General features: G+C 70.0%; 14 protein-coding genes. 8 read left to right on the top strand and 6 right to left on the bottom strand.

Annotated elements, in window-relative coordinates; translation table 11 throughout:
- Window positions 1-996: an endolytic transglycosylase MltG gene (gene mltG / locus P1K89_RS30905; RefSeq protein WP_284620403.1), complete on the bottom strand. Its 996-nt coding sequence runs from the start codon at window positions 994-996 to the stop codon at window positions 1-3.
- Window positions 997-1,068: 72 nt separating this feature from the next.
- Between mltG and ygfZ the strand changes: the two genes are divergently transcribed.
- Together ygfZ and P1K89_RS30895 are read left to right on the top strand one after the other, a co-directional pair.
- Window positions 1,069-2,010 carry a CAF17-like 4Fe-4S cluster assembly/insertion protein YgfZ gene (gene ygfZ / locus P1K89_RS30900; protein ID WP_284620402.1) on the top strand — a complete coding sequence of 314 codons (942 nt, stop codon included), beginning with the start codon at window positions 1,069-1,071 and terminating at the stop codon, window positions 2,008-2,010.
- Window positions 2,007-2,303 (top strand): DUF4936 family protein, encoded by a 297-nt coding sequence (locus tag P1K89_RS30895; RefSeq protein WP_284620401.1) that lies wholly within the window; start codon window positions 2,007-2,009, stop codon window positions 2,301-2,303. Before ygfZ ends, P1K89_RS30895 begins: the two co-directional genes overlap by 4 nt.
- Window positions 2,304-2,311: 8 nt before the next feature.
- Here P1K89_RS30895 and P1K89_RS30890 read toward each other — a convergent pair whose 3' ends face one another.
- Window positions 2,312-3,172, bottom strand: coding sequence for a YbgC/FadM family acyl-CoA thioesterase (locus P1K89_RS30890; protein WP_284620400.1), 861 nt, complete (start codon window positions 3,170-3,172; stop codon window positions 2,312-2,314).
- On the bottom strand, window positions 3,169-4,095 hold the full coding sequence (locus P1K89_RS30885; RefSeq protein ID WP_284620506.1) for an alpha/beta hydrolase: 927 nt from the start codon (window positions 4,093-4,095) through the stop codon (window positions 3,169-3,171). The genes P1K89_RS30890 and P1K89_RS30885 overlap by 4 nt, the downstream gene beginning before the upstream one ends.
- A gap of 165 nt (window positions 4,096-4,260) precedes the next feature.
- Between P1K89_RS30885 and gbd the strand changes: the two genes are divergently transcribed.
- The 4 genes from gbd to P1K89_RS30865 all read left to right on the top strand — a co-directional run bounded on the left by gbd (window position 4,261) and on the right by P1K89_RS30865 (window position 7,714).
- Complete coding sequence (gene gbd / locus P1K89_RS30880; protein WP_284620399.1) at window positions 4,261-5,409, top strand: 4-hydroxybutyrate dehydrogenase; 1,149 nt, start codon at window positions 4,261-4,263, stop codon at window positions 5,407-5,409.
- Between the two features lie 139 nt (window positions 5,410-5,548).
- On the top strand, window positions 5,549-5,899 hold the full coding sequence (locus P1K89_RS30875) for a GntR family transcriptional regulator (RefSeq protein WP_284620398.1): 351 nt from the start codon (window positions 5,549-5,551) through the stop codon (window positions 5,897-5,899).
- Window positions 5,899-6,774, top strand: a complete 876-nt coding sequence (locus P1K89_RS30870) for an ABC transporter ATP-binding protein (protein WP_284620397.1) — start codon at window positions 5,899-5,901, stop codon at window positions 6,772-6,774. Before P1K89_RS30875 ends, P1K89_RS30870 begins: the two co-directional genes overlap by 1 nt.
- 13 nt (window positions 6,775-6,787) lie before the next feature.
- The gene (locus tag P1K89_RS30865; RefSeq protein WP_284620396.1) at window positions 6,788-7,714 is read left to right on the top strand and encodes a hypothetical protein; all 927 of its coding nucleotides are present in this window, start codon (window positions 6,788-6,790) and stop codon (window positions 7,712-7,714) included.
- A 27-nt stretch (window positions 7,715-7,741) separates the two neighbouring features.
- Here the strand turns inward: P1K89_RS30865 and P1K89_RS30860 are convergent, their stop codons facing one another.
- Window positions 7,742-8,830, bottom strand: a complete 1,089-nt coding sequence (locus tag P1K89_RS30860; protein WP_284620395.1) for a response regulator transcription factor — start codon at window positions 8,828-8,830, stop codon at window positions 7,742-7,744.
- Between the two features lie 140 nt (window positions 8,831-8,970).
- On the opposite strand from P1K89_RS30860, the gene P1K89_RS30855 reads away from it, so the two are divergent.
- Complete coding sequence (locus P1K89_RS30855; protein WP_284620394.1) at window positions 8,971-9,648, top strand: helix-turn-helix transcriptional regulator; 678 nt, start codon at window positions 8,971-8,973, stop codon at window positions 9,646-9,648.
- A 76-nt stretch (window positions 9,649-9,724) separates the two neighbouring features.
- Here the strand turns inward: P1K89_RS30855 and aceA are convergent, their stop codons facing one another.
- Together aceA and P1K89_RS30845 are read right to left on the bottom strand one after the other, a co-directional pair.
- A complete protein-coding gene (gene aceA, locus P1K89_RS30850; protein ID WP_439898060.1) occupies window positions 9,725-11,023 on the bottom strand; it encodes an isocitrate lyase in 1,299 nt (432 codons plus the stop codon).
- 241 nt (window positions 11,024-11,264) lie between these two features.
- Window positions 11,265-11,996, bottom strand: coding sequence for a type 1 glutamine amidotransferase (locus P1K89_RS30845; protein WP_284620393.1), 732 nt, complete (start codon window positions 11,994-11,996; stop codon window positions 11,265-11,267).
- A gap of 88 nt (window positions 11,997-12,084) precedes the next feature.
- Between P1K89_RS30845 and P1K89_RS30840 the strand changes: the two genes are divergently transcribed.
- Complete coding sequence (locus P1K89_RS30840) at window positions 12,085-13,731, top strand: magnesium transporter CorA family protein (RefSeq protein WP_284620392.1); 1,647 nt, start codon at window positions 12,085-12,087, stop codon at window positions 13,729-13,731.
- Window positions 13,732-13,959 lie beyond the last annotated feature (228 nt).

The following is a 13,959-nucleotide window of genomic DNA, read 5'->3' as shown; positions in this document are numbered from 1 at the left end:
TCACCGGGTCTTGCGCTGGTATTCGTTCACCGCGCGATTGTGCGCGGCCAGGTCGTCGCTGAAGACGCTGGTGCCGTCGCCGCGTGCGACGAAGTACAGCGCCTTGCTCGCTTCGGGCTGCACGGCGGCGCGCAACGACGCGAGGCCGGGCATCGCGATCGGCGTCGGCGGCAGGCCGGCGCGCAAGTAGGTGTTGTAAGGACCGTCGGCCTGCAGATCGCGCTTGCGCAGGTTGCCGTCGAAACCGCTGCCGAGGCCGTAGATCACGGTCGGATCGGTCTGCAGCGGCATGCCGATGCGCAGGCGGTTCACGAACACCGCGGCGATGCGCGCGCGGTCCTCGCCGCGGCCGGTTTCCTTCTCGACGATCGAGGCCAGCACCAGGGCCTCGTCCGCGGTCTTCAGCGGCAGGCCCGGGGCACGTTCGGCCCACACCGCATCGAGCCGCTGCTGCATCGTGGCCAGCGCGCGCTTCAACACCGTCAAGTCGCTGACGCCGCGGCTGTAGGTGTAGGTGTCGGGGAAGAAGCGGCCTTCGGGCGCGATGCCCGGGCGGCCCAGCGCGGCCATCAGCTGCGCGTCGTCCATCGCCGCCGTCGCGGGCTTCAGGTGCGGCGCCTGCGCGAGCGCGGTGCGGAACTGGCGGAAGGTCCAGCCCTCGATCAGGCGCACGCGTTCGTAGGCCTCGTCGCCCTGCACCATCTTCGCCAGCAGCGTGCGCGGCGTCGTGCCGGGGCCGACCTGGTAGCTGCCGGCGCGGATGCGGCGGGCATCGCCCGACCAGCGGAACCATTCGTACAGCAGCAGCGGCTCGCTCTGCACGCCGGCCGTGACCCAGCCCTGCGCGACCTCGCGCGGCGACATGCCGGACTCGATCGACAGTTCCACCGACGGCCCGGACAGCGGCAGCGGCCGGTTCAGCCACCAGGCCACCGCGGCACCGGCCGCGAGGGCCAGCACGACAAGCAGCAGGAACAGTCGGCGCAGGAATCTCATTCGATCGGTCGCGGTCGCTTCGGGAAGGCCGCCCGGCACGAACGGTCATAGGGGGCGTGATGATAATTGGGCATGACCATGACTCGCACGATCTCGGGCGCCGTGCGCCTGAACGACTGGGGCCTGATCCGTGCCCGCGGCGCCGATGCCGCGAAATTCCTGCACGGCCAGCTCACGCAGGACATCGAAGGCCTGCCGGACGGCCGGGCCAGGCTCGCGGGCTACTGCAGCGCGAAAGGCCGGCTGCTGGCCAGTTTCGTGGTCTGGCGGTCGGCGCCCGACGAGATCCTGCTCGCCTGCAGCGCCGACCTGCTGGCGCCGACCCTGAAGCGGCTGTCGATGTTCGTGCTGCGCGCGCAGTGCAAGCTGAGCGACGCCAGCGCCGAGCTGGCGGTCTTCGGACTGGCCGGCGATGCCGCGTCCGCGTGGCTGGGGCAGGCCTCGCCCGCCGCGGCGTGGGGCCTGGCGCAGCAGGATGCGGCGACGGTCGTCCGACTGCCCGATGCCGAGTCGATTGCACGTTATCTGCTGGTGCAGCCGGCCGGGGCGGCAGCGCCTGCGCTGCCGGCGATCGATGCCTCGGACTGGGCCTGGCTCGAGGTGCGCAGCGCGATCCCGCGCATCGTTGCCGGCACCGTCGAGCACTTCGTGCCGCAGATGGTGAACCTGGAACTGGTGGGCGGCGTGAACTTCCAGAAGGGCTGCTACCCGGGCCAGGAGATCGTCGCGCGCAGCCAGTACCGCGGCACCTTGAAGCGACGCGCCTGGCTCTTCGACAGCGAGACCGAGCTGCAGCCGGGGCAAGAGGTCTTCCACAGCGCCGACCCGGGCCAGCCATCCGGCCAGGTCGCCAACGCGGCGCGCGGCCCGCAGGGTGCGAGCAGCGCGCTGATCGAGGTCAAGCTGGCGGCGCTGGCCGACGGCGCGGGCGGCAGCTGGCATGCCGGCAGCGCCGATGGCCCGCCGCTGCGGCCGGTGCCCCCGCCCTACCCGATCCCGGCGCAGGACGCGTGAGGCTGTACGTCTACTACCGCATCGATGCGGGCGCGCTCGCCGCGGTGCGCGAGGCGGTGATGGCGATGCAGGCGGCGCTGCGCAGCGAACAGCCGACGCTGGAGGCCGCGCTGCTGCGGCGGCCGGAAGCGAAGGACGGCGAGATCACGCTGATGGAGACGTACGCGGCGCCGGGCGGGATCGATGCGGCGCTGCAGGCGCGCATCGAAGGCAGCGCGGCCGCCGCGTTCGCCGCCTTGGCAGGCTGCCTTCGCAGTCCGCGCCACGTCGAGCGCTTCGAACCGCTCGCCTGATCCGGAGCCTAGAGCGCCCGCACCATCTCGACGTGCGGGATGCCCGCCTCCTCGAAGACCGGCCCGCGTGTCTGGAAGCCCGCGCGCAGATAGAACGGCGCCGCCGACATCTGCGCATGCAGCAGCGCTTCCCGGTCGCCGCGCTCGCGCGCGGCCTGCATCAGCGCATCGAGCACCGCGCGGCCGATGCGGCTGCCGCGCATCGACGACAGCACCGCCATGCGGCCGATCTTCGCGACACCCGGCACATGCTCCAGCAGCCGGCCGGTGGCCAGCGGGGCGCCGAAGCGGTTGTAGGCCACCGCATGCACGCAGCCGGCGTCGGCCGCGTCCCATTCCATGTCGGCGGGGATCTTCTGCTCCTCGACGAAGACCTGCGTGCGGATCGCGCCGGCCTCCTTGCCGAGTTGATCCCAACCGCCGACGCGCACCTCGACCATCGGCTTGCCGGCCTCGAAGGCCTGCAGCACGTCGCGCAGCTGCTGCGGCACCGGCTGGCTGGTCTGCGTCGCCGGGTCGGCGTAGACATAGACCAGCTCGGCGCCGACCAGCGGCTCGTCGCCGCGGAAGGCGCAGGCCTCCAGCACCATCGACGAGTTGCCGATGCGCGCGGTGCGCACGCCGATGTCCAGGAGGTCGTCGTAATGCGCGGACGCGTGGTACTCGAGCGTCGACTTGCGCACGTAGAGGTCGCCGCCCAGGTACGCCATCGTCGCCTGGTAGGGCAGCGCCATCGCGCGCCAGTAGCCGCCGACGGCGGTGTCGAAGTACATCAGGTAGTGGCCGTTGAAGACGATCTTCTGCATGTCCACTTCCGCCCAGCGCACGCGCAGGCGTTCGGCGAAGCGGAAGTCTTCTCGTTTGCTCATGGTGTGTCCTGCATCCGCGCCCAGGCGGCCTTCAGGGCGGCGCCAGCGGCGGCCTGGGCATGGCCGGCCTCCTTCAGCGCGCGTCCCATCTTGATGAAGTCGTGCGTCATGCCGCGGTAGAGCTCCAGCTCGACCGCGACGCCGGCCGCGCGCAGCTTGTCCGCGTAGGCGAGGCCCTCGTCGACCAGCGGATCGCATTCGGCCAGGATGACGCAGGCCGGCGCCACGTCGTCGACGTCGGCCTCGATCGGCGCGAAGCGCCAGTCGCGGCGGTGGTGATGATCGATGTAGTGGTCGAAGAACCACTGGATGTCCGCGGCCTCGAGCAGGAAGCCGTTCGCGAACAGCTTGTGCGACGGCGTGTCCGCGTGCGCCACCGTGCCGGGCGTGATCAGCAGCTGCAGCGCAAGCGGCAGGCCGATGTCGCGGGCATGCAGCGCGCACACCGCGGCCAGGGTGCCGCCGGCGCTGTCGCCGCCGACCGCCAGGCGCCTCGCATCGAGACCCAGCGCCGCCCCGCCCTGCCCGGCCAGCCAGCGCATCACCGCCCAGGCATCGTCGACGGCGGTCGGAAAGCGGTGTTCCGGCGCGAGACGGTAGTCCAGCGCGATCACCGCGCCGGCCGAACGCAAGGCGAGCTGGCGGCACAGGCTGTCGTGCGTCTCCAGGCTGCCGATCGTGAAGCCGCCCCCATGCAGGTACAGCAGCGCCGGTGGCGTGCCGGGCGCATCGCAATACAGGCGCGCCGCCAGCGCCTGGCCGTCGGCACCGCGCAGCGTCAGGTTCTCGACGCGTTTGAGCGGCGCGCGCGGCGGCTCCAGCACCTCGGCGCCGGCTTCATAGAGCTTGCGCGCCTCGGCCGGCGTCATCGCATGGAACGGGGTGCGCTTCGCGCGCTGGATGCGCTGCAGCAGGCCGGCCATCTGGGGCGTCAGCAGTCGGCCAGAGGTCATGTCGCCCCCTTGGGCCTTCGGCGGCTCGACGGGAACGGATCGGGGGGCTTCAAGAGATGTCGCGCAGGCGCTGTTGGCAAAGGCGGGTCGGCAAGGATACTGTGGCTTCCTTCGCGCCCACTCCGGACATCCGCCATGGCCCGCATCCTCTACCTGACCCAGATCGAGATCGACCACGGCGCGATCGCCGTGCTGCCGCAGGAATGCCAGCGCATCGGCATGCGCCGCCCGCTGGTGGTGACCGACGCCGGCGTGCGGGCGGCCGGCGTGCTGGCGCAGGCGCTGGCGCCGCTGGCCGACATGCCGCATGCGGTCTTCGACGGCACGCCCAGCAACCCGACCGAAGCCGCGGTGCGCGCGGCGGTCGAGGTCTACCGCGCGAACGACTGCGACGGGCTGATCGCCGTCGGCGGCGGCTCGAGCATCGACCTGGCCAAGGGCGTCGCGATCCTCGCCACCCATCCCGGCCCGCTGAGGACCTACGCGACGATCGAAGGCGGCAGCCCGAAGATCAGCGAAGCCGTGGCGCCGCTGATCGCCGTGCCGACCACCGCCGGCACCGGCAGCGAGGTCGCGCGCGGCGCGATCGTCATCGTCGACGACGGCCGCAAGCTCGGTTTCCACAGCTGGCACCTGATGCCCAAGGCGGCCATCCTGGACCCGGCGCTGACGGCCGGCTTGCCGCCGCTGCTGACCGCCGCGACCGGCATGGACGCGATCGCGCATTGCCTGGAAACCTTCATGGCGCCGGCGATCAATCCGCCGGCCGATGGCATCGCGCTCGACGGCCTGGAGCGCGGCTGGGCGCACATCGAACGCGCCACCCGCGATGGCCAGGACCGCGACGCCCGCTGGGCGATGATGAGCGCCAGCATGCAGGGCGCGATGGCCTTCCAGAAGGGCCTGGGCTGCGTGCACTCCCTGAGCCACAGCCTGGGTGGGGTGAACCCGAAGCTTCACCACGGCACCTTGAACGCGGTGTTCCTGCCGGCGGTGATCGCCTTCAATGCCGAGGCCGAATCGATCCGCCGCGAGCGCCGCCTGCAGCGCATCGCGCACGCGATGGGCCTGCCCGGCTGCGACGATCGGGGCACCGAGGTGGTCGACGCGATCCGGGCGATGAATGCGCGCCTCGGCCTGCCGTCCGGCCTGGCCGAGATGGGGGTCACGCCCGAGCTCTTCGAACGCATCATCGACGGCGCGATGGCCGACCATTGCCACAAGACCAACCCGCGCATCGCGACACGCGGCGACTACCGGCGCATGCTGGAAGCGTCGATGTAGGACGCGGCGGCACGCGGGCGCAGCGAGCTCGGGGTCGCCTGCAGTTCGTCGTCCGCTCCTGCAGTTGGTCGCACCGGCCGCGACCGCCCCGGCCGGGCTTGATATGGTGTGCTACATCAGCAACACACCGGATCCGCCCATGCAGACCTGGGACCACAAGCTGCCGATCTACCAGCAGCTCGCCGACCAGCTGGCCGCGCAGCTGCTCGACGGCGAACCGGCCGAAGGCCAGCCGCTGCCGTCGGTGCGCACGCTCGCCAACCGCTACCTGATCAACCCGCTGACCGTCACCCGCGCGCTGCAGGCGCTGGGCGAGGAAGGCCTGATCGAGACGCGACGCGGCCTCGGCATCTACGTGCGGCCAGGCGCGCGCGAACGCCTGCGCAGCGCCGAGCGTGACCGCTTCCTGAACGACGAATGGCCGCAGCTGCGCGCCCGCCTGCGCCGGCTGGGCATCACGGCCGAACAACTGAAGTGGGAGGACAACTGATGGACGCCCTGATCCAGGCGGAAGGCCTGACGCTGCGCTACGGCAAGAAGGTGGCGATCGACGAGGTCAGCTTCACGGTCCCCAAGGGCCGCGTCGTCGGGCTGCTCGGCCACAACGGCGCCGGCAAGACCACGTTGATGAAGGCGCTGGTCGGCCTGAAGGGTGCCGAGGGTGGGCGGCTCAGCGTGCTGGGCATGGACCCGGCGAAGCAGCGCGTCGCGCTGCTCGAGCGCCTGTCGTACATCCCCGACGTCGCGATCCTGCCGCGCTGGGCGCGGGTGGACGAGCTGATCACCCTGATGAGCGGACTGCATCCGCGCTTCTCGGCCGACCGCGCGCGGGCGCTGCTCAGGCGCACCAGCGTCGGCCTGAAGGACCGAGTCAAGTCGCTGTCCAAGGGCATGGTGGTGCAGGTTCACCTGGCGCTGATCGCGTCGATCGACGCGCAGGTGATGGTCCTCGACGAGCCGACGCTGGGCCTGGACGTGCTGTCGCGCAAGGCCTTTTACGAGATGCTGATCGACGAGTGGTGCGACGGCGAGCGCAGCGTGCTGATCTCGACCCACCAGGTCGAGGAGATCGAGACGCTGCTGTCGGACGTGATGATGCTCAACGAGGGCAAGCTGGTGCTGTCGATCAGCCTCGAGGAGATGGACCGCCGCTTCGTCGCGCTGAGCCACGACCCGGCGCAGGCCGAGGCGATCGCCGCCGCGCACCCGCTGCTGCGCTACCGCGTGCAGGGCGGCTCGGCCGCACTGTTCGACGGGCCGCCGCCGGAAGGCGTCGCGGCGCTCGGCCAGCGCGTGCGGCCGAGCCTGGTCGACCTGTTCGTCGCGCTGACCCGCGCGCCCGAGATGAACCGCACCCAGGGCTGAAGGAGAACCCTCGATGGACCGCTTCAACACCTTGCTGCTGCGCGAATGGATGCAGCACCGCCGCGGCTGGCTCGCGCTGATGCTGATCCCGCTGGCGCTGATCATCGCCGCGGCATCGTTCGGCACCGTGATGTTCGATGTCGACACCGACAAGGAGATGGAGACGGTGATCCAGCATGTGCCGCATCCGATCCTCATTGCCGCCGGCAGCATCGCCGCGATCGGCATGGGCTCGCTGGCGCTGACCTGGATCACCTCGCTGTTCCTGGCGCCGGGTCTCGCCCGCCGCGATCACCAGGACCGCTCGATCGAGTTCTGGCTGTCGCTGCCGATCGGCCATTCGCAGAGCCTGGCCACGACCTTGCTCGCCCACCTGGTGCTGGTGCCGCTGCTGGCGCTGGGCGTCGGCCTGGCCGGCGGCTTCGTCGTCGGGCTGGTGCTGGTGCTCAAGGAATGGGGGCTCGACGCCTGGTGGTCGCTGCCCTGGCGCACGCTGTTCGCGGCCGCCGCGGTGTTCGCGCTGCGCGTCGGCGTCGGCGTCGTGCTGGCCACGCTGTGGCTGTCGCCGCTGATCCTGATCGCGATGGCGGCATCAGCCTGGTTCAAGCGCTGGGGCGTGCCGGCGCTGATCGCGGCGGTGGTGCTGGCCGGCGTGGTGATGGAGAAGCTCTTCGACAGCAAGATCGTCACCGCCACGTTGCAGGGGCTGGTGAAGAAGGCCGGCGGCGCGCTGATCGGGGTCGATCGCGACGGACCGGTGCGCATCCAGCTGAAGTCTCCGGACGATGCGCTCGCGCTGTTGCAGAACATGCCGGCCATGGGCTTCGGCGACCTGCTCGACGCGCTGCAGCAGCTGGCGTCGCCGACGTTCGTCGCCGCGCTCGCTGTCGCCGCTGCCGGTTTCGCGCTGCTGGTGATGCGCCGCGCCCGCGGCGCCTGAAGACCTTCCGAAGCCCATCCGGCGGCTTCAGGCCGCCAGCCGCAGGATCAGGCTGCCGAGCTCCTGCACCGAGTGCACGTCCAGGCGCGCGTAGATCTTGCGGACGTGGTCGGCCACCGTCGACGCCGAGACGCCGAGCAGGCCGGCGATTTCGGCCTGCGAGTGGCCGGTGCGCAGCAGCAGGCAGACCTCCTTCTGCGCCGGCGTCAGCGCCAGGTTGTCGAGCGCCCGGCGCAGGGCCACCTCCATCGGCTCATGGTGCTGGATGGTCACGTGCAGCATCGGCCGCCCCGGTGCCAGCCCCTTCAGCGAGCAGCTCTCGAACGAGAACCGGCCCCAGGCGTTGTCGACGGTCAGCACCAGGTTCTCCTGGCTCAGGCCGGCCGAGCGCTGGTGGTGCTGCCAGATCGCGGTGAGCGTCGGGAAGTCGTCGCGCTGCGGCACGCGCGCCGCGCGCTCGGGCGTCACGCCGCCATGGGCCAGCAGCAGCACCTTCAAGGCGTCCGGCGACAGGTGGACCAGCACGCCCGCGTCGTCGATGCATGCGAACGCCCGGCGGCCGCGGCGCGGCACGAACTCCGCATGGTTCAGCTCGGCGGTCGGCGCCTGCAGCCCGCGGGCGACGTACGGCGCGATCTGCGCCAGCAGCGCTTCTTCGGCCCGCGTGAACTTGCGCTCGCCGGGGCCGCGGTACAGCACCAGCGAACCCAGCGGCTCGCCGCGCACGCCGCGCACGATGGCCTCGGTGCGGGTGTGCAGGCGCTGCGGGCGCCAGATCTCGTTGTAGAGCGCCGAGCGGAAGAACTCGGGCCGGTCGAGCTGCTCGGCACTGTGCACGACGGCTCGGCCCATCACCGCATCGCGGAACGAGGGCATCACCTCAGCTTCGCGCGTGTTGTGGAAGGTTTCGAAGTAGTGCTGGTTGATCTCGTGGTCGACCGTGCCTTCGAAGTAGTAGCGCACGAGCCGGCCGGTGCTGTCGGTCCAGTCGAACAGGTTGCGGTCCGACGGGATGATGGCGTGCAAGGCCTCGAGCAAGGCCGGGATGAAGGCCTCGGCGGTCAGGCCCATCGACGCCAGGGTGCGCAGCCTGGCCAGGTCCGCAGCGCGCTTCATCGTCGCATCTTGACATCGACCACACGCCTGGTCACCCCCTCCCGGGAGGGCGAATCCGGCCTTGAGGCGTCCTAGAGTGGCGCCAACGACAACGGCAAGGAGGACGCGTCGGCCCTGACGGCGGGGCACGGCGTGCGTTTATGTCGACCGATGGCTTTTCCGAGGCGGGCGCCCGGCGGCGCGCGCTGCCCGAGTGGCTCGACCGCCCGCCGGCAGAGGGTGCTCCGACGCGGGTGCCGGTGCGCGACGACCTGACGCGCGTGCTCGACCGGATCGACCAGGCGCTGGCGCTCGTCGACGGCCGGTTCAACGTGCTGTTCGCCAACATCGCGGCGCGCGCGGCGATGAGCGAAGGCCACCCGCTGTCGGTCCGCGACGGCTGCCTTGAAGTGGCCGACGGCAGGGCCAGGCTCGCAGGCGCCATCGAGACCGCGATCGAGCGCGCCGGCCATGGCTACGTGCCCTTGAAGCGCGCGGGCCGCAGCACGGTCGTCGCCGTGGTGCCCGTGCCGTGGCAAGGCGTGCGCGCCGCGCTGCTGCTGTTGGAGCGTTCGTCGGTGTGCTCGCCGCTGGCGATCCAGTGCTTCGCGAGCGTCTACGGGCTGACGCTGGCCGAAGCGCGCCTGCTGGAACTGCTGTGCCAGGGCGCCTCGCCCGCCGACATGGCGCGCAGCCTCGGGCTGCGCGTGTCGACCATCCGCACGCACATAGCCAGCGTGCGCGCGAAGACCGGCGCGTCCAGCCTGCGCGAGCTGCTGCGCCGGATCGCCGCGTTGCCGCCGATGGCCGGACTGATGCTCCAGCCGAACACGCACTGACGGCCCTCATGAAAAGAAGGGGCGCGACCCTCGCGGGTCGCGCCCCTTCTGATGGACCGCAGCGTGTGAAGCGGGATCAGCCGTGCTTCTTGTCGAAGAACTGCTCGTCCTCGGTCGAGCCCTTCAGCGCGGCGGTCGAGGCTTGCGCTTCGATGGTCGTCGTCACCGCGTCGAAGTAGCCGGTGCCGACCTCGCGCTGGTGCTTCACGGCGGTGAAGCCCCGCTCGGCGGCGGCGAACTCCTTCTCCTGCAGCTCGACGAATGCGCTCATGTTGTTGCGCGCATAACCGTAGGCCAGGTCGAACATCGAGTAGTTCAGGCTGTGGAAGCCGGCCAGCGTGATGAACTGGAACTTGTAGCCCATCGCGCCCAGTTCGCGCTGGAACTTGGCGATCGTCGCGTCGTCGAGGTTCTTCTTCCAGTTGAACGACGGCGAGCAGTTGTAGGCCAGCAGCTTGCCGGGGAACTTGGCGTGGATCGCGTCGGCGAACTTCTTCGCGAAGGCCAGGTCCGGCGTGCCGGTCTCGCACCAGATCAGGTCGGCGTACTCGGCGTAGGCCAGGCCGCGGCTGATCGCCTGGTCGATGCCGTTGCGGCTGCGATAGAAGCCTTCGACCGTGCGCTCGCCGGTGAAGAAGGGCTTGTCGTTCTCGTCGACGTCGCTCGTCACGAGGTCGGCGGCTTCGGCGTCGGTGCGGGCCAGCAGGATCGTCGGCGTGCCCATCACGTCGGCGGCCAGGCGCGCGGCGACCAGCTTGCTCACCGCTTCACGCGTCGGCACCAGCACCTTGCCGCCCATGTGGCCGCACTTCTTCGCGGCGGCCAGCTGGTCTTCGAAGTGCACGCCGGCGGCGCCCGCTTCGATCATGGCCTTCATCAGCTCGAAGGCGTTCAGCACGCCGCCGAAGCCGGCTTCGGCGTCGGCCACGATCGGCGCGAAGTAGTCGGTGTCGTTCTTGCCTTCGCTCCACTGGATCTGGTCGGCACGCTGGAACGTGGCGTTGATCTTCTTGACCACCTTCGGCACCGAGTCCACCGAGTACAGCGACTGGTCGGGATACATCTCGCCATTGCTGTTGGCGTCGCCCGCGACCTGCCAGCCCGACAGGTAGATCGCCTTCAGGCCGGCCTTGACCTGCTGCATCGCCTGATTGCCGGTCAGCGCGCCGAGCGAATTGACGAAGGGCTCGGTGTTGATCAGGTTCCAAAGCTTCTCGGCGCCGCGCTTGGCCAGCGTGTGCTCGATCTGCAGCGAACCGCGCAGGCGCACGACGTCGGCCGCGGTGTAGCCGCGCTTGATGCCTTTCCAGCGCGGGTTCTCTGCCCAGTCCTTCTCGAGGGCGGCGATCTGTTGTTCGCGGGTCAGCTGGCTCATGGAAGCTCCTTGCGTTGCGGTGGGAATCGGTTGCGAACCGGGATGGCTCAAGCCTACCGACGCCGCCCGCTTCTGTGGAGACTTATGTCTTATAGAAGACTAAAAACTTTCTCTTTTGATTTCAACGACTTACGTTTCAGATTCCATGATGAGAAATTGCTTCCTTCACGATGAAAAATCTTGCTGCGATGCAGCACCGCTGCAATCCACATTACGAAATGCAGATTTCTCGATATGAAAATCAAACCATGAAGCCGGCGAGCCACCGCCGGTAGATCCGTTCGGCGAAGCGATGCTGATCCGGCAGGCCCGTCGCCGCCTGCGCGTGCATGGCAGCCACGCTCTGCACGCAGCCCGGATGCCGGGCGTGCGCCTCGACATAGGCCTGGCCGATCGCCGCCGACCACGCCGCCAGCTTGGCTGCGTCGAGCTCGACATGGAACTGCATCGCCAGGTGCGGACCCAGCGCGAAGGCCTGGTGCCGGCAGGCGGGACTGGTGGCCAGCGACACGGCGCCGGTCGGCAGGCTGAAGGCCTCGAAGTGCCACTGGAACACCTTGGGCCAGGGAGCCGGCCCGAACCAGTCATCGCTGGCCGCAGCCGCCATCGCCTCGGCGTCGACGTCGGGCGAGATCGCCTGCCAGCCGATCTCCGGGGCGATCGAGCGACGCACCTGGCCACCCAGGGCGCGGGCCATCAATTGACCGCCCAGGCAGTGCCCGATCACCGGCTGGCCGTTCGCCACGGCTTCGCGGATCAGCGACTCGGCTCGCCGCAACGACGGCAGATCGTCGTTCGCGCTCATCGAGCCGCCGAGGATCGCCAGCCCCGCGTGCGCCGACAGGTCCGTCGGGAAGTCCTGTCCTGCTTCAGTGCAGCGCAGGTCCATCGGCACGCCCTCGCGTGCCAGCCAGTCGCCGAAGTACGCCGGCCCGTCGTCGTGAAGATGCTGCAGCACCAGTACCGGTTTCATGCTGTCTCTCGGTCCGAGCCCCCTCTATGATGGCCGCCAGTGTGACCCAGGCAGCGCACTGTAAGAACCGAGGTTCAGGGGTGCATCGATGACCACGACCGCTGCGGCCCCGACCGTCCGCCACCTGCGCCAGGTGCTGCTGTGGCCGCTGCGGCTGATCGCCCCCCACGACGGCCCGTTCGCCCGCGAACCCTGGCGGGCGCTGCGGGAACCCGGCACTGAGCCGTCGCCGTGGCGCGAGGTCATCGACGAATTCGACGGCGCCGCCGGCACCTTCCACGAACGCCACTACAACGAGTTCGTCACCTTCCTGCCCTACGTGCAGCGCTTTCTCTACGGCGACGGGCGAGCGCAACGCGCCGCCGGCGGCGGTTCGCCGATGCGGGTGTTCCGGCGCGGCGACGTCGCGGCGGTGCGCGTCGCGGCTTGGCCCGGAGACGAGCCGCTGCGGCTGGACATCGTGCACGTCGACCTCTATTTCTTCCTCGATGTCGACGTCGTGCTGCTGAACCTGGAGGTCTCGGCCGCCGACCTGCCGCTGAACGTCGCGCAGGAACTGCTGTACCGCTTCGGCCGAGGTTATCCGGCCGGCTGGGATGCGAACGGCCTGCCGCTGCACAGCCTGGCGCTGGTCGAATGGCTGGGGCGCGACGGCCAAGTGCTCGCCGCGTCCGACGCGCGCGACCGCGAGGCCTTCCTGCTGCACGTCAGCGAACACCGGGCGCCGCGCATCTCGGCCCACTGGGCCTGGCTGATGCGCCCCCTGGTGTCCCACCATTCGGCCGAGCCCGGCCTGCTGCGCTTCCGCCAGATCGAGTACTACCGCATGCCGATGATGGCCTACCTGGCGCTCGACGAGCCACGCGGATTGAGCCGCGCGGACCTGGTGCGCCTGGGCCTGGTCACCGGCGCCGGAGAGGCCGACGCGGCGCTGCCCTACGGCGAGCAGCACCTGTCCGACTTCGAGGCCCGCTTCTGCTACGACCGCTTCTGGCACGGCGGCGGGGCCGCACCCGATACGCGTTATCTCTGCTGCGGCCACGCGCTGGTGGTCATCGGCCGCGCCGATTCCACCTTCTTCGGCTGCCGCGACCGCGGCGTGCTGGCGCAGTTCCGCCACCAGCATTTCATGCTCTTCCTGATCGCGCACTTCCAGAAGGCGGCGCTGCTGATGTTCTCCGACCGCCTCTCCGATGCCCTGCGCCGCCTGGACATCACGCGGCCGGACAGCATCCGCCAGTTCAAGCGCGCGATCCGCTCGTGCTTCGAGGTCTTCCTGCGCTTCACCCACCGCTACTGGTTCCACGAGATCTCCGAACAGGCGCAGGTGCGCGCCCTCTTCCAGATGTGCGTTCGCCACCTCGAGATCGATCCGCTGTACGAGGAGGTCAAGCAGCGCATCGCCGAGATGAACGACTACCTCGACGCCGACTCGCTGCGCCGACAGGCCAACACCGTCGTGCGCCTGACGGTGGTGACGATCTTCGGCCTGATCGGCACCGTGACGACCGGCTTCCTCGGCATGAACCTGCTCGCCGAAGCCGATGCGCCGCTGGGGCGCCGGCTGACCATCTTTGCGGTCACCTTCGTCGCGACCATGCTGCTGACCGCCTACACGATCAACAAGTCCAAGGGCCTGTCGGATTTCCTCGACGCATTGAGCGACGAACGCATGTCGTTCTGGACGCGCATGAAGATCTTCGCGGCGATCTGGCGGCCGGGGCCGCGGGACTGAGCAGAACCGCCCTGCGGTGCGTGACCGCTGCCGGCCCGTTGCGGCCGTTGGGCGGGGAGCCACTGGACCTGCAAGGTGTGGAGCGCCCGAGCGGCCCGGGGTGCGGGCACGTCGGGCCGAGTCCGGCGGTCGGCCCCTGGGGGGCCGACTCCGTTGCGGTCCTCAGCCCGGGGCCGCGCCGTCCATTTAGCTTCGTTCGCTTCGCTCACTGCGCACAGCGCCGGCGAG

It is taken from the genome of Aquabacterium humicola, assembly GCF_030167915.1.
In the GTDB taxonomy this organism is placed as follows: Bacteria; Pseudomonadota; Gammaproteobacteria; order Burkholderiales; family Burkholderiaceae_C; genus Pseudaquabacterium; species Pseudaquabacterium humicola.
The sequence above is the reverse complement of the archived record's forward strand: the minus strand, read 5'-3'. Positions and strand labels throughout refer to the sequence as shown.